This is a genomic window from Metabacillus malikii (assembly GCF_030813355.1).
GTDB classification, from domain to species: Bacteria; Bacillota; Bacilli; order Bacillales; family Bacillaceae; genus Metabacillus; species Metabacillus malikii.
Genome location: NZ_JAUSUD010000025.1, coordinates 34,253 through 55,958 on the forward strand (window position 1 = coordinate 34,253; position 21,706 = coordinate 55,958).

At 36.8% G+C, this 21,706-nt stretch carries 20 protein-coding genes and 3 pseudogenes; 20 read left to right on the forward strand and 3 right to left on the reverse strand.

Annotated elements, in window-relative coordinates:
- Nucleotides 1-107: 107 nt before the first annotated feature.
- The 3 genes from J2S19_RS19305 to J2S19_RS19315 are packed head-to-tail and all read right to left on the reverse strand — an operon-like array spanning nt 108 to nt 2,421.
- Nucleotides 108-1,544, reverse strand: coding sequence for a DUF7305 domain-containing protein (locus J2S19_RS19305; RefSeq protein ID WP_307345255.1), 1,437 nt, complete (start codon nt 1,542-1,544; stop codon nt 108-110).
- Between the two features lie 8 nt (nt 1,545-1,552).
- Entirely contained in the window at nt 1,553-1,993 is a 441-nt protein-coding gene (locus tag J2S19_RS19310; RefSeq protein WP_307345259.1) for a prepilin-type N-terminal cleavage/methylation domain-containing protein, read from the reverse strand.
- The gene (locus tag J2S19_RS19315; protein WP_307345262.1) at nt 1,993-2,421 is read right to left on the reverse strand and encodes a type IV pilus modification PilV family protein; all 429 of its coding nucleotides are present in this window, start codon (nt 2,419-2,421) and stop codon (nt 1,993-1,995) included. Before J2S19_RS19315 ends, J2S19_RS19310 begins: the two co-directional genes overlap by 1 nt.
- Before the next feature lie 189 nt (nt 2,422-2,610).
- Between J2S19_RS19315 and J2S19_RS19320 the strand changes: the two genes are divergently transcribed.
- The 20 genes and pseudogenes from J2S19_RS19320 to minC all read left to right on the forward strand — a co-directional run bounded on the left by J2S19_RS19320 (nt 2,611) and on the right by minC (nt 21,704).
- Nucleotides 2,611-3,027: a hypothetical protein gene (locus J2S19_RS19320; RefSeq protein WP_307345266.1), complete on the forward strand. Its 417-nt coding sequence runs from the start codon at nt 2,611-2,613 to the stop codon at nt 3,025-3,027.
- Between the two features lie 4 nt (nt 3,028-3,031).
- Nucleotides 3,032-4,408, forward strand: coding sequence for a VanW family protein (locus tag J2S19_RS19325; protein ID WP_307345268.1), 1,377 nt, complete (start codon nt 3,032-3,034; stop codon nt 4,406-4,408).
- Between the two features lie 8 nt (nt 4,409-4,416).
- Nucleotides 4,417-6,078: a GspE/PulE family protein gene (locus J2S19_RS19330; protein WP_307345271.1), complete on the forward strand. Its 1,662-nt coding sequence runs from the start codon at nt 4,417-4,419 to the stop codon at nt 6,076-6,078.
- A 5-nt stretch (nt 6,079-6,083) separates the two neighbouring features.
- The gene (locus tag J2S19_RS19335; RefSeq protein ID WP_307345274.1) at nt 6,084-7,127 is read left to right on the forward strand and encodes a type IV pilus twitching motility protein PilT; all 1,044 of its coding nucleotides are present in this window, start codon (nt 6,084-6,086) and stop codon (nt 7,125-7,127) included.
- Nucleotides 7,120-8,325, forward strand: a complete 1,206-nt coding sequence (locus tag J2S19_RS19340; protein ID WP_307345277.1) for a type II secretion system F family protein — start codon at nt 7,120-7,122, stop codon at nt 8,323-8,325. The genes J2S19_RS19335 and J2S19_RS19340 overlap by 8 nt, the downstream gene beginning before the upstream one ends.
- Nucleotides 8,326-8,429: 104 nt before the next feature.
- Nucleotides 8,430-8,813, forward strand: a complete 384-nt coding sequence (locus J2S19_RS19345) for a type II secretion system protein (protein WP_307345280.1) — start codon at nt 8,430-8,432, stop codon at nt 8,811-8,813.
- 3 nt (nt 8,814-8,816) lie between these two features.
- Entirely contained in the window at nt 8,817-9,593 is a 777-nt protein-coding gene (locus J2S19_RS19350; RefSeq protein WP_307345282.1) for a prepilin peptidase, read from the forward strand.
- On the forward strand, nt 9,577-10,503 hold the full coding sequence (gene pilM, locus J2S19_RS19355) for a type IV pilus biogenesis protein PilM (protein WP_307345284.1): 927 nt from the start codon (nt 9,577-9,579) through the stop codon (nt 10,501-10,503). Before J2S19_RS19350 ends, pilM begins: the two co-directional genes overlap by 17 nt.
- 1 nt (nt 10,504) lies before the next feature.
- Nucleotides 10,505-11,110 (forward strand): PilN domain-containing protein, encoded by a 606-nt coding sequence (locus tag J2S19_RS19360; RefSeq protein ID WP_307345287.1) that lies wholly within the window; start codon nt 10,505-10,507, stop codon nt 11,108-11,110.
- The gene (locus J2S19_RS19365) at nt 11,100-11,849 is read left to right on the forward strand and encodes a hypothetical protein (protein ID WP_307345290.1); all 750 of its coding nucleotides are present in this window, start codon (nt 11,100-11,102) and stop codon (nt 11,847-11,849) included. Before J2S19_RS19360 ends, J2S19_RS19365 begins: the two co-directional genes overlap by 11 nt.
- 130 nt (nt 11,850-11,979) lie before the next feature.
- A complete protein-coding gene (locus J2S19_RS19370) occupies nt 11,980-13,014 on the forward strand; it encodes an SPOR domain-containing protein (RefSeq protein WP_307345292.1) in 1,035 nt (344 codons plus the stop codon).
- Nucleotides 13,015-13,179: 165 nt separating this feature from the next.
- Nucleotides 13,180-13,752 (forward strand): Maf family protein, encoded by a 573-nt coding sequence (locus tag J2S19_RS19375; protein WP_307345294.1) that lies wholly within the window; start codon nt 13,180-13,182, stop codon nt 13,750-13,752.
- Between the two features lie 57 nt (nt 13,753-13,809).
- A pseudogene (locus J2S19_RS19380) lies at nt 13,810-14,301 on the forward strand (JAB domain-containing protein); the annotation flags it as partial.
- 605 nt (nt 14,302-14,906) lie between these two features.
- Nucleotides 14,907-16,718, forward strand: coding sequence for a group II intron reverse transcriptase/maturase (gene ltrA, locus J2S19_RS19385; protein WP_307345297.1), 1,812 nt, complete (start codon nt 14,907-14,909; stop codon nt 16,716-16,718).
- A gap of 103 nt (nt 16,719-16,821) precedes the next feature.
- Nucleotides 16,822-16,905: pseudogene (locus J2S19_RS19390) on the forward strand (JAB domain-containing protein); the annotation flags it as partial.
- 1,046 nt (nt 16,906-17,951) lie between these two features.
- Nucleotides 17,952-18,092 (forward strand): annotated as a pseudogene (locus J2S19_RS19395) (JAB domain-containing protein); the annotation flags it as partial.
- A 226-nt stretch (nt 18,093-18,318) separates the two neighbouring features.
- Complete coding sequence (locus tag J2S19_RS19400) at nt 18,319-19,341, forward strand: rod shape-determining protein (RefSeq protein ID WP_307345299.1); 1,023 nt, start codon at nt 18,319-18,321, stop codon at nt 19,339-19,341.
- Nucleotides 19,342-19,432: 91 nt separating this feature from the next.
- A complete protein-coding gene (mreC, locus tag J2S19_RS19405) occupies nt 19,433-20,365 on the forward strand; it encodes a rod shape-determining protein MreC (protein WP_307345301.1) in 933 nt (310 codons plus the stop codon).
- Nucleotides 20,362-20,883, forward strand: a complete 522-nt coding sequence (gene mreD, locus J2S19_RS19410; RefSeq protein WP_307345303.1) for a rod shape-determining protein MreD — start codon at nt 20,362-20,364, stop codon at nt 20,881-20,883. The genes mreC and mreD overlap by 4 nt, the downstream gene beginning before the upstream one ends.
- 134 nt (nt 20,884-21,017) lie before the next feature.
- Nucleotides 21,018-21,704, forward strand: coding sequence for a septum site-determining protein MinC (gene minC / locus J2S19_RS19415; protein ID WP_503128649.1), 687 nt, complete (start codon nt 21,018-21,020; stop codon nt 21,702-21,704).
- The last annotated feature ends 2 nt before the right edge of the window (nt 21,705-21,706 follow it).

Below are 21,706 nucleotides of genomic sequence, written 5' to 3' on the forward strand. Positions count from 1 at the left end.
TTTTCAGTTTAGCTAAAACAAAAATGAATACTAAGTTAAAACGAAGTATCTTTTTAATGACAGAAATAAGAAAAAGCCAGTTAAAGAATTATGCTGGCTTTTAAGTATTACTTAGATTCTCTAATAGGCTTGGCTTCAATAATATTTTCTAAGGATATATCACTTTTATCTGGATAGAATGGGAATGTCTCAGTTGAGTTTGCGAAAGTAATATTAGTCCCACCAGATAATTTTAGAGATTTTGCTACAATTATTCCTTTTAAACTTCCTCCCTGAAGTAATTTGAAATTAGCATTTGGTGCGTAAAACACTCTTGTGTAGGAACTTGAACCACCACTAATTTCAATTGATTTACCACCAGTTACGACATGTCCATAAAAGCCTGAGCCCTCAGTAAAGATAATATTTGCATCTTCAGCAAACAGAGAACCATTAATTTTTTGCTCTCCGCCTGTTCTAAAGGTCTTCGGTCTGGAAGGATTATTTGAGCCTTTTAAAAAAATGGTTAATTTTTGGGTACTTTTATCACTATTTATTGACCCTCCACTAATAACAATATTATTTTTAACATATATTGTTAAACTACCTTGCCCAATTAATTTTATATGACCATCTAAATTAATGTCATTTACTACAATAGACCGATTACTATCTCCTACATTAATAAAGAGAGTTTGGTAATTATCAACTTTTATTGTGTCGAGTGACCAATCAGAATTAGAAAGAGTTAGTGTATAAGAATTGCCTCCAAAAACGTGAATATTACTATTTTGATGTACAGGATAATTCGGAAATACCGGAAACTCTGGCATTATAAATGTTCGTCTTTCACGTAAATTATAAATTTGATTATTTATATCCATCCAATTTGGTTTTTTAATAACATTTGAGCTCGCACCAGGTCCAACAAAAATATCATCTGAAATAAATGCACCACCAGCTAGACTGATGGAATCTTTAATAGAAGAATTTGTTGCAACTTTACCATAAATTTTTCCACCTTCTGATAAGTCAATCGTCGTATCAACAAATGCTGCGATATCAGTTGGAATTTCAAAGCTATTTTTTGGAACCCATGTAATTGAGAATTCTCTCTCAACTGTTCTAGTACGTGAACCAATTGTTCCCTTCGAAGTGATTTTATATGTCCTTTTAGTACTGTCACTTGTAGACTTCGGTTCAATTTTCACATCAACAGTTGGAGTAATACTACCGACTGTTTTCTCGAACTTCGGTACTTCACTGGCGGTTGGAAATAGTCTCTCGACATTAGAGAAGAACTCATCAGCCCTAGAAAAATTCCCATCATTGTATAATTGCTGTACACGGCTTCCAATCGTATTTAAAGTAGCCGTAACCCCTGATTCGGCAATATAGTATGTTTCCTGGTATTCTCTATCCATCGTCGTTTGTTTAAAATTATTTGTAGATAGTGCTAAAAGGCTCAACCCTAGAACAGAAAGGATGACAACAACCATTAATACAACAACAAGTGCTATTCCATGCTGATTAGCCAGTTTTTCTTTTAAATGCTTTGGAATCATGTTTCACCTCAATCAACTCGACTATGGATAACCGTTGATATAGACTCAGTTTTCCCTTTATTATCAGGTAAGCTCGTAATATCAATTGTAATTTCAGGACGGGTTGTCCCCGTACTCTTTACATTAAAAACTCCTATTTTATCAACAATTGGTTCGTCATTTCTAGTAATTTTATTGCTTTCAAGTTTATAAATATTTGTCTTGTTGTTTGTCGTAATTTTTAACGTATTGTTTTTAACAGGAACTTCAACCTTCCCTGTTCTAACTTCATTCGATAAAATATTCATCACAAGTCTAATGTTTGCTTGCTCTTGAATCGTTTTAGATTGGTCAATCATTTGTTTTTGCCCAAATAGATGAAAAGAATTTGCAAGTAAAAGGATTAAGGTGAGTAATGCTAGAGCTGCCAGCAATTCGACTAATGTAACACCTTTGTTGTTTTTAATCATTATCCACCACCTGCTGCTTTCGTTCTTGGCAATATCGTCTCCATTTGTGCTTCGAGTTTATTCGTATGATTTTCGTTAAAAACCTTAATAATAACATGTGTTTGGTTGTTCTTTATTTTTCGTTCAATTTGTAACAAATACCCGTTTTTGTTTGCTTCGTAACATTTTTTATCAGCCTCTGCTTTTTGACAGGATACATTCTTATATTGTTTTAGATGTTCCTCACTATTAATAATTTCCTCGATTTCAGCTTGGGCAACATATGTCGCATCAATTATTTTGCCAGAATTCGTATTTGTACGTGATGACTGGATAAAAAAGGACATGAAGGAAATGACGATGATGCTTAAAATGACAAGTGCAGCAACGATTTCAATCAATGTTAAGCCACGTTCAGAAATCAACATCATGTTCATTTTCCTTTTCATAAAAAAAGCCCCCAAATATATGAACTGTATTAGTTCAATTTAACTAGTTGTAGTTTGAATTAGTATGAAGAAATTTTGATTTTATTATTACAATATCTATTATACAATGTAAGCACGAATATATTGTAGAAAATTATCGTATATTTATAACAATTGACATGAGAAATATGAACTAATAGAGGTGCGGATATGCTTGAATTCCTATTTAGTGTAATTGGACTTGGAATTGTCATGACGATATTAATCGTTATCCCGATTAATTTAACTGTTCGAAGCAAAGTTGTATATGGATTAGCGTCGTTTTTAATATCCACTTTATGCATTTTTGCCTATCATGTATTTGAAACGATTTGGCCGTTATTATTAATTGTTTGCGTACTCTCGATTATCTTAGGGTTGCTAATCTTATCATATATCGAGAATAAAACGACAACATTAAGTGGAAATGTACAACTTGCTAGTCATGTTAATCAAGAGGAGGATTTAGATTTTTTAACTACTCGTGTAGAAAATCTTCCTAATTCTGAAACCGAAAAAATCCCAGTTGAAACAAATGAGGTCGATTTTGAAAAACTATTATCTCAAGAGCCTGTAGATAAAGGGTGATACGATGAATAACCGAAAATTGTTAAGTATACTCATACTTTTATTTTGTAGCATATTCATTTTTGTTTTCGCCCAACTCGGATTAATGACGTTTAGTTCATTTCTCGGTCTGGGTACATATAAAGAAGGGACAAAAATTGCATCGGTCAGTGTAGAAAACCTGACCGAAGAACAGGCAAAAACAAAGGTAGCTTCGGAAATTAAAAATTGGACTGAAGATAATAAGATTGTTTTAACGCTTGACCATTCAATTATTTTAGATAAAGAAGAGGATTATCTTGATTTTCAGTTAGATAAAACCGTTCAAGCTCTTGAAAATAAAAAAACAACAAATCTTTCTGTTGAGGTGAATGAGAAAAAATTAAATGAGCTTCTTCAAACGGAATTTGGACAAGAGCGGGTTCGAGCTGTGGATGTTAAACAATTAAGTGAAAATATAAGAAAAATAGCGACTAGTCTTAACAAAGAACCGGTTGAATTTGATTTACGAACCTTTCTTGTAAAAGATAAATTTGAAGAGAGCTTAATCAGTGAGGCAGTATCCCCATTCGCAAACGGAGCATTATTCAACGAGCGTCTCAAAGATCGTTTTGTCATTGCACCAGGTTCGCAGTTTTCTTTACAAGAGTACATTGATGAACGGAATTTATCTGACATAAATAACGAAATACTAAGTGAAGTAGCAACAACCATTTACACGACAATTTTAGCATCACCATTTGAACTGATTGAACGGCATATAAGCGACGAGTTGCCATCCTATACAAAACTTGGTCAAGAAGCAGCATTTGTCAAAAATAAATGGGATTTAAAATTTCTAAATCCGACAGACCAGCCTTATGAACTAACAATGTTTGTCTCAGACGAGCACTTAACAGTTCAACTAAGCGGTAAACAGCTAGAGGAATACCGTGTATATTTCGAAAACGAACAGAAATATCCGACACGAACGATTGTCCATTATCATCTTGCGCTAGAAGAAAATGAAACAAAATTAGGTGAAGAAGGAAAAGAGGGTCAATCCATTCGAGTTTATAGGCAAGTATTCATCGACGGGAAGCTCGAAAATGAAGTGAAAATTGCAGAGGATTATTACCCACCGGCCTATAAAGTAGTTTATCAAGGGATGCCTTTGAATTTAATCAATACACCGATAATTGACACACCAGATACTGATGATATAGGAGAACAACTAAATAATTCAGATAATCCTGATGAAAATAATCGAACTGAACAGAATCTCAATCAGCTTGATGAACAAACAACTGAAAATCCAAATCATCGTCCTGAAACAACAGAATCTCGTTCAACAGAGGATACAAACCAAAATGAAACAACGGAAGATGAGGAACTTTGGGAAGACCCTAATATTGAAAAGTAAAGGAGGGAATGACGATGGCGAAACGAAAAAGGTTGGGTGATTTGCTCGTTTCAAGTGAATTAATTACGGAAGAACAGCTACAAACAACATTAAAAGAAAAGAACAACAACCAAAAGCTTGGGGATGCCCTCTTACAGCGCGGATATATTACTGAGCAACAATTAATAGAGGTATTAGAATTTCAATTAGGCATTCCTCATGTTAGTTTGTACCGTTATCCGATTGATACATCATTGTTAACGCTTGTTTCAAAGGAAATCGCAAAGCGAAATGTGCTAATTCCAATAAAAAAAGAAGAGAATAAACTGTTTATCGCAATGTCTGATCCACTCGATTTTTATTCAATTGATGATTTAAGGCTTTCAACAGGCTTTCAAATTGAACCTGTTATTGCTACGAAGGATGATATTTTAAGAGCCATTAATAAATATTATGAATTAGAAGATGATATCGATAACCTGTTTTCATATGATGCCCCTGAGGAAGTTCGTGAGGAACAAGTGACAGAGGCTGATTCTCCGGTTATTAAGCTCGTTAATCAAGTCATCCAAAATGCTGTCCAGCAACGGGCTAGTGACATTCATATTGACCCGGAAGATACAAAAGTTTCGATTCGCTACCGGGTCGATGGAAGATTAAAGACAGAGCGTGTCCTGCCGAAGCATATGCAAAGTATGCTTACCGCGAGAATTAAAATAATGGCCAATATGGATATTACCGAACAACGCGTTCCTCAAGATGGACGAATTAAGACTACAATTGAATTTCATCCAATTGATTTACGGGTTTCGACATTACCGACTGTGTTTGGTGAAAAAATTGTTCTGAGGATTTTAGACTTAGGAAGCACATTAAATGATGTCAATAAACTTGGGTTTCACTCAGTGAATTTAGAACGGTTCCGAACATTAATTGAACAGCCGTCAGGAATGGTACTTATCACAGGGCCGACTGGTTCAGGAAAATCGTCAACGCTATACGCAGCATTAAATAAATTAAATTCCGAAGAAGTCAATATTATTACGATTGAAGATCCTGTTGAATATCAGTTAGCTGGAATTAATCAAATTCAAGTGAACGCTAATATCGGATTAACATTTGCAAAAGGGCTCCGTTCGATTTTGCGACAAGACCCGAATATTATTATGGTTGGAGAAATTCGTGATAAAGAAACTGCAGAAGTAGCTGTACGTGCTTCTCTTACCGGTCACCTCGTGTTTAGTACATTGCATACAAATGATGCATTAGGAACAATTACCCGGTTAATTGATATGGGTGTTGAACCATTTTTAGTAGCTTCTTCATTATCTGGTGTTGTCTCTCAACGATTAGTCAGAAAAGTGTGCCGTGATTGTGCAGAGGAAATGGAACCGACAAAACGGGAAGAAGAAATCTTCGCAAGCCGCGGCATGAAGGTTGAAATCGTTACACGTGGCAAAGGTTGCGGAACATGTAATATGACAGGCTATCGTGGCAGAATAGCAGTCCATGAATTAGTTGTGCTCACGAATGAAATGAAACGAGTCGTGATGAATCGTGAACCATTTTCAAAGTTGCGAGAAATTGCCATAAAAAATAAAACGATCTTCCTAATTGATGATGGGCTGTTGAAAGTGAAACAGGGCTTGACAACGACAGAGGAAATTTTACGTGTAGCGACGATGGAGTGATGACAATGAAAGAATTAATAGAACAATTAATGCGCACTGCCTTTGAGTTAAAAGCATCTGACATTCACATAACTGTTGGTATTCAACCGACGTTTCGAATTAATGGCGATTTAAAAAAACATGGAGATACGATATTAACTCCAAGTGACACGTTAGCGATGGCTAAAGCGATCGTCCCTGCATCAATATGGCCTAAATTTGAGGAAAAAGGTGAATTAGATTTTTCATACGGGATCCCAGGTGTTTCTAGGTTCCGTGTCAATATATATAAACAACGGACATGTGTGTCAATGGCGATTCGAATAATCCCGACAAAAATCCCAACATTAGAACAGCTGCAGCTTCCGCAAATTTTAAAGGATATTTCGAAAAAACCGCAAGGACTTATCTTGGTGACGGGTCCTACGGGTAGTGGGAAATCAACGTCATTAGCAGCAATGATTCATTACATGAATCATACGCTAAGCAGGCACATCATTACATTAGAAGACCCAATTGAGTATCTCCACAAGCATGGCACATGCATCATTGATCAACGCGAAGTCGGCTTTGATACGATGAACTTTTCAAATGGGTTACGGGCTGCGTTACGACAGGATCCTGATGTCATTTTAGTAGGAGAGCTCAGAGACTTAGAGACGATACAAACAGCGATTACCGCAGCTGAAACTGGCCATTTAGTATTAGCGACACTACACACATCGAGTGCACCGGCGACAATCGACCGCATTGTTGATGTTTTTCCACCAAATCAGCAAGTACAAGTACGAATCCAGCTAGCTTCTGTTCTCGTTTCAATTGTTTCACAACGCTTATTTCCGACACCTACTCGTGATGGAAGACGAGCGGCTCTTGAAATTTTAATTAATAACTCGGCGATTGCAAATTTAATCCGTAATGAGAAAAATCATCAAATCCAAAGCGTTATGCAAACAAGCCGTGCCCAAGGAATGATGACACTTGAAATGAGCATTCAGGAGCTTGTCAATTCGAATGCCATTTCACGTGAAGTAGCTGCACCTTATTTAAGGGAGAATCATTATGGCTAGGTTTAAATATGAAGGCAGAACGAGCACAGGCAAGACCGCAGGTAAAATCACAAGTACATCAAAACGCGAAGCAATGGTTAAGCTAAAAGAGAAAGGGATTCGAATCATACACATCGAAGAAATCCCTGAAACTTTATTTACAAAAGATATTGCGATTGGTAACCCCGTCAAATTAAAAGATTTTGTTATATATTTACGTCAGTTTGCGACTTTATTAAAAGCAGGGATAACCGTTGTTGATGCAACGAACATATTGGCACATCAAACGTCGAGCAAGCCATTAAGCAGGGCATTACTTGACGTTAGTGAAGAGCTACGTTCAGGAAATCCACTTTCAAAAGCAGCGGCAAAGCATAAACGGATTTTTCCTGCGATGTATATCAATATGGTTAGAGCCGGCGAAGCCACTGGTAACCTTGATGATACGTTGGACAGGCTCGCCCTACACTTTGAAAAACAGCATAAAACACGCCAAAAAATTGTTTCAGCGTTATCCTATCCGGCTGTAGTAGGCGTCATAGCGATAGCAGTTGTCATTTTTTTATTAGTCGCGATTGTCCCGACATTTGTAGACATGTTTGAAGACTTTGGTGCGGAGTTGCCGTTAATAACTCGATTTGTTCTTGGTTCAAGTGAATGGATGCAATCGTATTGGTGGTTAATAGTGCTGCTATTTGCATTACTTACCACTATCTACTTCTTTCTAAGAAGTAAAAAAGAAACGAAGTATTATCTTGACTACGCCTCATTACGGTTTCCGGTGTTCGGAGGCATGCTACAAAAAGCTGCCTTAGCAAGAATGACGCGTACATTAAGTTCCTTGTTTTCAAGCTCAGTCCCGATATTGAACGCTATCGATATCGTTTCCGATGTCGTTGAAAACGAGGTCATCTCAAGAGTATTAAGAAAATCACGGCAATCTCTTGAAAAAGGTGTGTCGTTAACAGAGCCAATGAAAGGGCATTGGGTATTTCCTCCTTTAATCATTCAAATGATTGCTATTGGTGAGGAAACAGGGGCACTTGATGAAATGCTAGGTAAAGTAGCTGATTTTTATGAGGATGAAGTTGAACAAACGACTGACAGATTGAAGAGTTTAATTGAGCCGTTAATGATAGTGGTATTAGCTGGAATTGTTGGTATTATTGTCACATCGATAATGGTTCCGATGTTTGAAATCTTTAACCAGGTTGGCTAAAGAATTCTTTTTAAAAATCTATATATTTAGGATAAAAGACATGCTATAATATGCTTAGTTTTAGGAATTGTACAATATAACGAACAAAATAGGAGATGATGAGAATGAGAAAATTATTAAAAAATCAGCGAGGACTAACATTAATTGAGTTGCTAGCTGTTATTGTTATTTTAGGTATTATTGCGGCAATTGCTGTACCTGCGATAGGGAATTTAATTGAAAATTCTAGAGAAAAGGCTACTGTATCGGATGCGGTGCAAATTATTGATGCAGCTAAAATTGCTAGAGCAGAAAAGCCTGAAACCGTTACTTTTAATAGAGAAGCTTTAAAGGGCTATTTAGATAAAGTTAAGACAGACGAGAATTTCCAAGTGAGTTATAATGAGGGTGTTTATTCAATATCTAATCATCCAGCAGTTTCTATTGTAAACACTACCGCTGGTGCAACATCGGCAACTGAGCAACAATTAGTTGACTTTATAGATTGACCAATGTTTATACTATTCATTTACGGCCTACTCCTAGGCTCATTCTATAACGTTGTGGGCTTGCGAATTCCTGTAAACCAATCAATTATCGCACCTCGGTCAGCTTGTCCGAGGTGTCACCATACTTTAACAGCAGTGGAATTAATCCCTGTTGTTTCTTTTCTATTACAAGGAGGGAAATGTCGCCGTTGTAAAGCGAAGATATCTCCGATTTATCCTTTAGTTGAACTTGCGACAGGAATATTGTTTATGGTTGCACCACTAATAATTGGGTGGAATGGTGAACTACTTGTTGCCCTCACCTTAATATCTCTATGTATGATCATCTTTGTTACAGACATTACATATATGCTTATTCCAGATAAAATACTGTTGTTTTTTTTAGGATTGTTTGTCATTGAACGGATTGTGTTTCCGCTTAATCCTTGGTATGACTCTTTAGTTGGCGGAGTTGTTGCCTTCAGCCTGTTACTCTTTATTGCCTATATTAGTAAAGGGGGAATGGGTGGTGGAGACATTAAGCTATTTGGCCTACTTGGCATTGTTTTAGGGTTGAAAATTGTCTTACTTGCATTTTTCCTCTCGACACTTATTGGTACTTTAGATGGAATACGACGGATGGTATTAGGAAAATATAAGAAACGAGAGCCTGTTCCATTTGGACCTTCGATTATCGTCGGTACGCTTATCGCATACTTTTTCGGGGACTCATTAATTGACTTATATATATCGTTAATTGGCTTAAATGTTGGGGGTTACGAATATGGCCATTTCTTTTAATCGAAAGATTGGGAATTTAGTAATTAAAGATCATATGATTCGTTATGCTGAATTAAAACAAGGTACTCCTATCGTGTTAAATAAATGTGAAGAACGGCAAATTCCTCCAGGTATGATTGTCGACGGAAGGATTAAAGATGAAACAGGATTTTCACTCTTGCTGGATGATTGTGTAACAAGCTGGGGGATTAAAGGTAGAAGTGTCCGTTTTAATGTGCCTGATTCACACGTCGTTATCCGGAAAATTCAAATTCCCATTGATGTTGAAGACGATGAAATAAGGGGATATTTATATGTAGAAATGGGTTCAACTATCCACTTACCTTTCGATGAAGTTGTTTTCGACTATGTCCCTTTAACAAAGAATAATAAAATGCAAAGTATCCTCTTAGTAGCATCTTCTGAACAACTCGTTCAGCAATATACAGACCTTTTATCATCAGTCAAGCTTAAACCAATCGTAGCCGATATATCATCACTTTGTTGTTTCCGGTTATTACATCGGAATGGGAAAAAGAGCAATGACCTAATCTTCCTTATCCAATTTGATGTTAGCTCTGTCAATCTTACAATATTTAATGACCATAAACCTGAATTTATGAGACATTTATATTTCGAAAATGAAGAGGCAGGGCATCATTCCGCAAATGAATGGGATGATATTTTAAAAGAGATTGAGCATGTGTTAAATTTTTATCGCTTTTCTTTAAACGATGGTGAGCAAGAGATCAATCAATTCATATTAACAGGTGACCATCCTAATCTTTTAGAATTCAATCAATTTATTAATTCGAGATTTGAACGTAACGTTACCTTACTGGCTAACGAAATTATTTGTTCTTTAGATAAAACGCCGATCCCATATACATTTCATCTACCAGCAGGATTAGCACTAAAAGAGGTGGAGTAAAGTGTTAGCAGAAATTAACTTACTTCCAAGAAGAGATCGGAAAAACCAAGCAAAACGAGCCATCATTTTATTGATTGCAATGATTACGTTAATTACTTCATTGCTTTTTTTCTTTCAAACACGCTCTATTCTCCAAGAAAATGAACAAGTAACGTCAAAGAATCGTACACTTCAGGGGCAACTAGAGGAGAAATTGGCCAATCAAAATGAGCTTAAACAAAATTCTTCAGTTGAGATACTGCAGTCTGCAGTAAATTTTGCTGATGCTATTTCCAAGGATGTACTGCCTTATTTAGAAGAATTGGTTGCCTTGTTACCTGAAAGAGGCTTTTTTATTAATTACGAACAAGCAGACCCACGGTCAATTAAAGTTGTCATTCAGTTCGATTCGAATCGAGAGGCAGCCTTTTATCTAGCGAGATTAAAGGAATCACCAACATTTGTGAACGTTTTTTTAAGCGAATTGAATTCGCAAATTGAATTGGATGAAGAGCAGGCATTAGAGGCTACAGAAAAAATTGTACCTAGAGTATTGGCAACATATGAACTTGAAGTGAAATCAACTGTGCGAATTATCGAGAACGGCGGTGAGAATAATGAGGATTGAGCTTCATAGAAAACATGTAATCATTCTCATCGCATCTGTCATTCTGCTAGGTCTCCTCTATTTAGGTGGGTATTTTCTCTATTTGCAACCAATAAAAGACGAGATTCAATATAAAAAGAAATCGAATACGTCATTGCAAGAGAAACTAGATAAACCATTGGCAGAGAAAGAATCTCGTGTAAACAGCTACTCGCTACTACAAAGAGTACCTGTCGATACATTAATTGACCAATTTGTCCTCGACTTAGAAAAAGCAGTAATTGTTTCAAACAGTACGATTCGTTCGGTTGATTTTTCAGTAGGCGAAGTTGTCTTACCTGAGACTGAGGAAGAAGAAGCAAATATTGAGGATGAAAGTGGCAATGAAGATGAGTTGGATCCTAACTTAGAAGAAGGCGAAGCTGCTACCGAAAAGGTAATCGAAATACCGGGTGCACCAGAGGGGTTAGAACAGCTTTCAATTAACATAAGTGTTACATCAGAGAATTTTCTGGATTTGAAAAAGTTTGTCGAAGTAATTGAGTCTCAAACGAGGATTACGATGGTGAACCAGTTATCATTTAGTGAACCCGCAGAAGTTACGGAAATAACAGATATTGTAAAGCCTATCAATTATGAACTGCATTTGACGGCCTTTTATTTACCGACTTTATCGGATTTGATTGAGGAAGACCCATCTATTATTCCACCCCAACCGAGTGAAAAGACAAATCCGTTCATCATCCGAATAAGCAAATGATACAACGCATAAATTGACGAAAACTTTTAAGGATAAGACGACAAATGTCTTGTTCTTTTTTTTGTCCTATCTGTTACTATGATAAGCAAAATGACCGCACGTGTTTTGCTCAGGGAAGGGTGGTAAGCAAATGGACAAGCAAACAACAAATTCGATTAAGGTAAAAATAAATGGCAAGGATCGCCCCACACAAGAAAAAACAGCCCATGAACATATCTCAATTTCCTCTTGGGATGAAAAACTCGAAGCAAGAAAAGAAATTGCCTCAGCAAAACAGCCAAATGATGACGAGTTCCCTTGGATTTTACCAGATGAAAATACTGTATTTGAGGAAGACCCGAAAGTTGTCATACCTAATAAGAAAAAGAAAACATTCTCTAATCAATCGGTCACACCTTTTCATTACCCGGTGAAATCAAAGAAAGGTACGACTGGTGGTTATCCGCTTCGGAAAATAGTGAGTATTTTTGTGTTAGCGATTAGTCTTGGAGTAGTATTTGGTTTTGTTGCATTAAACTTTTTATCAAATAAAGATATGCCAAATGCTGAGCCTGTAAACGGTACGATACAAGACGGTGATGTAGCACCGGTTGCAACGGATAAAGAAGATGAAAAAAAGGCTGACACAGAAAAAGCAAACGTGCCCGCAACAACGAATGTAACTCTTTCATTATATGTTGTCCAAGGTGGGATTTTTTCAACAGTGGAAGCAGCTGATAAAGTAACTAGTAATATTTCTAACAATGGGTTTGCTGCAACTGCTATTGAAACAGATGGGAAATTTACAGTTTACGCGGGCGTTGGTCAACAGAAAAGTGAGACTACTGCCCTTGCAGACATATACAAACAACAAAATCTATCGGAAATTGAATTTTGGGGCGGTAAAAATATTACGCTACAAATAGCTACAACATCTGGCGGAGAAAAGTGGGTGAATGCTATTCAGACGCTAGCATCCCTCTCTGCACAAGCAGCGAACAACGCCACTGTAGGTGAAGAGAAATTATCGACACTAGAAACAGAGATAAATAAAATTGAAGCAAAAAGTGACGATGAGAAAAAGGCAATGACACTATTGAAAGAAGCGGTAAAAGAGGTGAAAAATAAGCAAGGCTGGAAAGCACAGCAGCAACTGTTGGAAGTTATTAAAAGTTTAAAAGCTTAGGTGGATATGAGTGGATTGAGCAAGTACTAAACGGGCTCTTTTCACTCTTTTTTAATGAAATTCTAGAAGTAGGAAAATTAATTTTTCGCAAATTGTCCTTATTAGCCCTGTTTGTTACTATATAGGCGTATCTTCTAATCTGAAACGAAGAAAGGTTTTGATTTCATGACTTCAACATTAATACTAGCTTCAGCATCACCACGCAGAAAGGAGCTTCTCGAATTATTACAAGTGCCATTTAAGGTGATGCCAAGTGATGTCGATGAAATAATTGACAACTCACTTCACCCTAAAGAAATTGTCCAGCAGCTTGCAAAGCAAAAAGCAGAATTTATCGCAGACAAAGTAGACAATGCTTATGTGATTGGCTCTGATACAATTGTGGCATTTGAAAATCAAATGTTAGGTAAGCCTAAAACTGAAGAGGAAGCAATTAAAATGCTACACATGTTATCTGGTAACACTCATGAGGTATACACTGGTGTATCAATTGTAACAGACAAGCGTTGCATTACTTTCTGCGAGAAAACAGAGGTCACTTTCTACCCATTGTCAGCAGAAGAAATTAACCAATATGTCGCTACAGGTGAGCCGATGGACAAGGCTGGCGCATATGGGATTCAAGGCTATGGCGCACTGCTTGTTGAAAAAATAGTCGGTGACTATTATGCGGTAGTTGGCCTACCAATCGCAAAAGTAAAAAGGAAATTACGAGAACTCGGGTACTATGAACAGTAAACTTCGCTAATGGACTTTGAAACAAAAGTGAGCAGTAAGGGAAATAAGGAGGAGAATATGGCTAGTACATCATTTAAAATCCGCGATTTTCCACAAGATGAACGACCGAGAGAACGATTAATTAAAGATGGACCAGATAAACTGACTAATCAAGAATTGCTGGCGATTATTTTACGAACAGGTACAACGAAAGAACCCGTCCTTGAACTATCACAAAGACTTTTAAATCATTTTGAAGGATTAAGAATGCTAACAGATGCTACCGTTGAAGAAATAACGTCAATATCAGGTATCGGTAAAGCAAAGGCTGCTCAAATATTAGCAGCCCTTGAAATTGGCAGAAGAATCAATCGGCTCAATTTTGATGATCGATATACAATTCGCTCACCACAAGATGGTGCTAACTATGTCATGGAGGAAATGAGATTCCTAAGCCAAGAGCATTTTGTTTGCCTCTACTTAAATACGAAAAATCAAGTGCTTCATAAACAAACTGTTTTTATTGGCAGTTTAAATGCCTCGATTGTACATCCAAGGGAAGTGGTGCGCCCATAAGGGTATTTAGAAATTCTGCTCTAGCAAAGCAGTAGGGAAATATCACATTCAGTACCCTATCATCAGCCAACTTATCCGTTAGGGAAACCAAGCGGGGAGTGTAGCATGTTGGAAAAGCCATAAGTTGTCTAGTTACCAAGGCAAGACTGAATGGCGAGATGAAAATTCATAGACAAGGATGAAAGCTGGATTGCTTGAATGGTAGCTCAAGGGGGACTACGGGGACCTTCAGCGGGAGGTAACGATTTACGCTGTGCGAAGTATGCATGTTTCTTTTAGACTTCGAGAAACATGAAGTGATACTACTTCGTCCATCTTCTATATGGAAGAAAAGAGTGAAAATCACATCCGAAACTATGAAGTGCTATATTTCTAAATGTCTAAATGGGGATTGCCTAAGTCGGAATGCTTTAAATACAGCTATGCATAATGCCTAATAAGGTGATAAATTTCAAGCTGAAAGGCAAGAAAGATGATGCTGAATATCTGATATGGCAACGGAGCTCTCGTAGTAGTCTGAGATAGGGAAAGCCTATTACATGGCGAAGGGGAGCAGTTTATCTCGTTTAATACCAAATTGGGAAGGAGCGTGAGGCTCTATGAGAAATCCAAAAGTAGTGTTAAGCAATCTAACTTCCAAAGCAAAAAACGAAACGTATGTTTTTGAAAGGCTGTATCGAAATTTATATAACACCGAGTTTTATCTAGAAGCCTATGCCAAACTTTCACCTAATAAAGGAAGTAATACAAAAGGTATCAATGACAACACAATCGATGGAATGAGTTTAGAAAGAATCGAGCGTTTAATTGAAAAACTAAGAGAACAAACCTATCAACCAAAACCAGCACGTAGAACATATATCCCGAAGAAAAATGGTAAAACACGACCTTTGGGTATTCCAACTTTTGAGGATAAGTTAGTGCAAGAAGTTGTACGGCGAATCCTAGAAAGTATTTATGAGCCACAATTCTCAAATCATTCGCATGGTTTCAGACCAAATCGTAGCTGCCACACAGCTTTAAAGGAAATACGCAACACCTTCACAGGTACGAGATGGTTCATTGAAGGGGATATAAAAGGATTCTTTGATAATATCGACCATCATGTGTTAATCGGACTTTTACGAAAACGCATTAGGGATGAGAAATTAATTAATTTAATTTGGAAATTCCTAAGAGCAGGTTATGTAGAAGAATGGACTCTTCACAAAACCTATAGTGGGACTCCTCAAGGTGGCATCATTAGTCCTTTATTATCGAATATATATCTGCATGAATTAGATAAATATGTTGAACAGTATGCACTGGACTATAACAAAGGTGAAAAGCGAACACATAATATTGTCTATCTTAACCTGTCATCAAAAATCAATTATCGTGAAAAGAAAAATAAATGTGATTGGGAACGACTAACCAAAGAAGAAAAAGCTAAAAGGCTTCGAGAGTTAAAAACTCTATACAAAGAACTGCAAAGCCATGATAGCAAAGACCTTTTCGACCCAAATTATCGTCGAATGAAATATGTGAGATACGCAGATGATTTTATTATCGGTGTCATTGGTAGTAAAAAAGAAGCAGAACAAATCAAGAAAGATTTAACAGATTACCTTGCAGATAAACTCAAATTAGAATTGAGTGCTGAAAAGACGTTGATAACTCATAGCCAGAAAAACGCAAGATTCCTAGGGTACGACATTCGAATAGCAAGGAATAGGCACAGAATGAAAATGCCGAATGGCACGAAGAAGCGTAAGTTTAACTATCAAACGAAGCTGTTCGTCCCACATGAGAAATACATCAAAAAACTCATCGATTTAGGCGCATTAAAGATTGGCAGAAACAATGGGTGGAAACCTATTCATCGTCCGTATTTAGTGCATAACGATGATTTGGAAATCCTTCGAACATACAATGCGGAAATTGAAGGGCTATATAATTACTATCGATTAGCAAGTAATGTACATGTACTTCAATCTTTCCGACAAACAATGAAATACAGCATGATTAAAACGTATGCCAGTAAATATAAAAGTACCGTCAGTAAAATGATTACAAAATTTAAGATAAACGGGAAATTCGGTATACGCTATGAAACGAAGGATGGACCTAAAGTTGCCTTTTTTACGGAACAACGAATGGAGAAGAACTCGGAAATCAAAAAACAGTCTGTAGATATAATTGAAAATACTTTACTTTATGGTGGTAGGACAAGCCTCGTTGAACGTCTTTTAGCCCAAAAGTGTGAATGGTGTGGTGCAGTAAATGTTCCATTAGAAATGCATCATGTCAATAAGCTTAAAAATTTAAAAGGCAAGAAACGATGGGAACAAACCATGATTGCAAGAAATCGCAAGACGGTTGCCATGTGTGTGAAATGCCACCAAGACTTACACAATGGAAAGTTAGATTGATAAATGGAAAGCCGTATACTCTGAGAGGAGTACGTACGGTTTGGAGGGGAGTTCTTGGAAACCTACTTAGGTAACTAAGCAAGGCGCCGGGTACTTACCCTACTATAAGGAAGCTTTAAAACGTTCTGCTGCTTCAATTATCTGTGCTCATAACCATCCGTCAGGAGTGCGCCTGCAAGGTGAATAATTTTAGTGATTACTTAGTAATCTAGAACTCCTTACAATGTTCTATGGTCAGCATCTTACCTCGAAGGGAAACCTGGAGAGGAACAATAGCATGATGTGAAAAGGAGAAAAGACGGCAAAGCTATCTCGCCGAGTCAGTTCTTCAGACCAAGTGATGTATGGTAAAGGCTAGACTGCTTGAATCCTAGACGAATGAGCGATGGATGCGCCATTGCCTACGATAGCTTATAGGCGATGAGGACAAAATGGGAGACGTAGCTCCTGAACGTCTATTAGTATAATAATATACTTCCCTTCGTAAGGTTTGTCCTTCAATTCTCAAGGTATGAGGAAACCGTCGAAAGGGATACCTACCCATCACGTATCTGAAATTATCTCATAATGCAGGGATTACCTAAGTGCGATTGTCAGTCTATTAGCATAAGGTAACGGAGTCTCCGTAGTACCCTACGTTTGCTTGTAATAAGTTTAGCATGGGAAAGGGAGACAGGTTGATATAACGATAGCATAAAGGAAGTCATGAATATGACAAAATATCCTTTAAAGGTTCGTATAAGGGATACAACTTATCAATGATGGTAGTTACAGTTGTTTCACACATAATAAACTGAAAAAAATTATCGTTATTGCACATAATAATTTATATCAGAAATGATACCTTAACAAATGAACGAATTAATCTTATAATGGATGAGCGAGAAAGTTAATAAATGGTATGTTCATTATGTTTTTGTGTAAACACATACTCACAGTAATAGGTGTGAGAGAAAAGTTATCTAATAATTTTGCATAAAAAACGGCTAGGCTCTATCTTATTACACTAAGAATGATGTAAATAAAAAATCATTTTGGGAAACAGGCATGGAAAAAGTACATACTTGAAATGATTTATGCAAACGATAATGAGACGCTGTAACATTTATCGAAAAAGAAGTATTTTCTCATATCAACTGGCGAGCCGTATACGCTGAAAAGTGTACGTACGGTTCTGAGGGGGAAACGGTGAAACCTATTTTGATAAAACAAGGCGCAAAGTTTCTACCCTACGATCCAACACCTAGTAGAGAAGATATTGAAGTAACGAAGCGTTTAACAGAGTGTGGCAAAATGCTTGGTATAGAACTTTTGGACCATCTGATAATCGGTGACCAAAAATTTGTTAGTCTTAAAGAAAAAGGCTACGTGTAACACTTTTTTTTTTGAGTATTTACGATATAATAAGGTTTATGAGTTTTTTTTATAAAATGCTCATTGTTAAACAGGAAAGATGAAGAAGCAGTTTAGGAAACGAACCTCACTACAAAAGAATGCGTGAATAAGTAATCCTCAAATATTAACAATGTATGTATTCTGTCCATTTTCCTATGATTAATAAAAAATTATATACTTCGTTTCAGAAAGGAAGATACACCCTATGTTCGGAATTGGAACAAGAGACCTTGGAATAGATTTAGGGACTGCAAATACTTTAGTTTTTGTAAAAGGAAAAGGGGTTGTCGTGAGAGAACCTTCAGTAGTAGCATTACAGACAGATACAAAACAAATCGTAGCGGTCGGAAATGATGCGAAAAATATGATCGGTCGTACACCTGGAAATGTTGTGGCATTACGTCCGATGAAAGACGGCGTTATCGCTGACTACGAAACTACAGCAACTATGATGAAATATTACATACGACAAGCAACAAAAACAAAAGGTGTTTTCGCAAGAAAGCCTTATGTAATGGTTTGTGTCCCTTCAGGAATAACAGCAGTAGAAGAACGTGCAGTTATTGATGCAACAAGACAGGCTGGCGCAAGAGATGCTTATACGATTGAAGAGCCATTTGCTGCAGCAATTGGAGCGAATCTTCCTGTATGGGAGCCAACTGGCAGTATGGTTGTTGATATTGGTGGGGGTACAACTGAGGTTGCAATTATCTCATTAGGAGGAATTGTTACAAGCCAATCGATACGTGTTGCTGGTGACGAAATGGATGAAGCCATTGTTACATACATCCGTAAAACATATAACTTAATGATTGGTGACAGAACATCAGAAGCGATTAAAATGGAAATTGGTTCTGCTGGTGCACCAGACGGCGTTGACAATATGGATATTAGAGGAAGAGACCTTTTAACAGGCTTACCTAAAACAATTGAAATTACTGCTGAAGAAATTGCTGAAGCACTAAAAGATACAGTCTACACAATTGTTGACACTGTTAAGAATACATTAGAAAAAACACCGCCTGAATTAGCTGCTGATATTATGGATCGCGGGATCGTTTTAACAGGTGGAGGTGCCCTGCTCCGTAACTTAGACAAAGTAATCGGTGAGGAAACGAATATGCCTGTCCTTATCGCAGAAGAGCCATTAGATTGTGTTGCAATCGGAACAGGTAAGGCTTTAGAGCATATAAACCTATTTAAAAACAAAGCAAGAGATAGTCGATAATGAGTAGGGTGACTAAAACGAAAGGGTCAGACCTTGTCATGTCACCCTCCTTCGTATTTATCGGAAATTTTTTAGTTAAGAGGGTGTCCCTATGCCACAGTTTTTCTTAAATAAACGGCTTATTATTTTACTAGTCAGTATCATTTTTCTAGTGGCATTAATCGGTTTTTCAATAAAGGACAATCGGAACTTATCATGGCCCGAGCAATTCATCCAAGATACAGTAGGCGTATTTCAATCTATTTTTCATAAACCAGCCACGTACGTTTCTAGTTTCTTTGAAAATGTAAATGATTTAAAAAACACGTATGAAGAAAATGAATTGTTAAGAAGCAGACTAGATGAATATATGCAATTAGAGGCTGACCTTCAGGAGTATAAGCTTGAAAATGAAAAATTACTTGCTGAACTAGGCGATGTCTCTAATTTAAGAAAATATAATCCAATCATTTCAACTGTTTATAGTCGAAACCCAGATCGATGGTATGATTATATTTCAATTGACAAAGGTGAAGAGCATGGAATTGTACCAAATATGGCTGTCGTTACAACACAAGGATTAATTGGAAAAGTCAAGTCTACTTCCCAATTCACATCAACGGTACAATTATTAAGCGCAAAAGATTTAAAAAATAGAATATCAGCAGAAGTATTACCTTTAGATGTGAAAAAGGAAGAAGATGCAGCTGATAATCAAAATAAGAAAACCGCAAGCAGTGAACGTGTAATGGGCTCTATTGAAGGCTATGATGAGAAAAAAGGTGCATTACTATTAAAGCGTATCGAATCAAAGATAGAGTTAACCGAAGGCCAAAAGGTTATTACTTCTGGTAAAGGTGGTATATTTCCGGCTGGGATTATGATTGGCGAAATTATTGAAATCGAACCGGATTCATATGGATTAGAAAAAATGGCATATGTAAAACCATCTGCTGATTTTTATGATATTGATAGAGTTTGGGTTGCCGAGCGTGTAGCACCAACTGATAAAGAAACGATGGAAAATGAGGAGGAGGAATCGTGAGGCGCTTTTTTCTTCCTTTTCTCGTCTTTTTCGCTTTTATAAGTGAAGGAATTTTTGCTCATTTAGTTCATTTTTCATTTGCTCAACAAGACCAGCTATTTGTCCCACGTTTTTTGTTAATTGTCGTTATCTTTATTACTGTGTACTTAACTAGGGCACAAGGAATGCTATTTGGTCTAATATTCGGTCTTCTTCATGATATTGTGTATATAGAGGTAATGGGAATCTATTTAATTGTATATGCGCTTTTTGCCTACTTAATTTCAAAAGCAATGAGAGTTCTACATAATAATATTTTTATCGTACTTTTATTAACAGTATTATCAATTGCCATTTTAGAGTTCTATGTATTTGGTGTAAACTATTTGATAGGTACAACTAACATGTCGATGTATGATTTTACAACATTAAGACTACTACCTACTCTTGGATTAAATGCAGCGGTAGCACTACTGGTCATCTATCCATTCAAAAGATACTTAACAAAAATCAAAATTGATGAATCTGATGAACTTTAATACTGGACTGAAAACATATACCTTTTTTTATACTATTAAAATAGTAACTTGTTACTAAAAATATTGATGAATTTATAATAAAAAAAGGATTTAGAGCATTTCTGTCGAATAGTAAAATCGTTGAGGTGAACGTCGTGAAGGTCCAAAAACAACAACAATATGTTACGATTAAAGGCACAAAAGATGGCTTAACGTTACATCTCGATGATTCGTGTTCCTTTGACCAATTACTCCAAGAACTCGAGGAAATGCTATCTTTAAAACAATATATTCACGGGTCTGGGCCTGTTATTGGTGTGAAAGTAAAGGTTGGAAACCGTTTTGTGAATAAGGATCAACGAGAAAAGCTTGAATCAATGATTACGCAAAAAAGAAACCTCATCGTCGAGACGATAGATAGTAACGTCATGACAAAGGATGAGGCATTACGTTTAAAAAGAGAAACAGAGGTAACATCTGTCGCAAAGATTGTTCGTTCCGGGCAAATTTTACAAGTTAATGGTGATTTGCTATTGATTGGTGACGTAAACCCAGGCGGTACAATTATGGCAACAGGTAATATCTTTGTTCTAGGTGCGTTAAGAGGAATTGCTCATGCTGGTGCGGATGGAAATAATGAAGCAGTTATTGCAGCATCTATGTTAAAACCAGCACAACTTCGAATAAGTGAAACGATAAATCGTTCTCCTGACCATCTATCAAGTGAAGAAAATGAGATGGAATGTGCATATCTTAATGAAAATGGTGAAATGGTCATTGAGCGATTACAGCAACTTACTCATTTACGACCTAATTTAACAAGGTTTGAAGGAGGAATCTAATA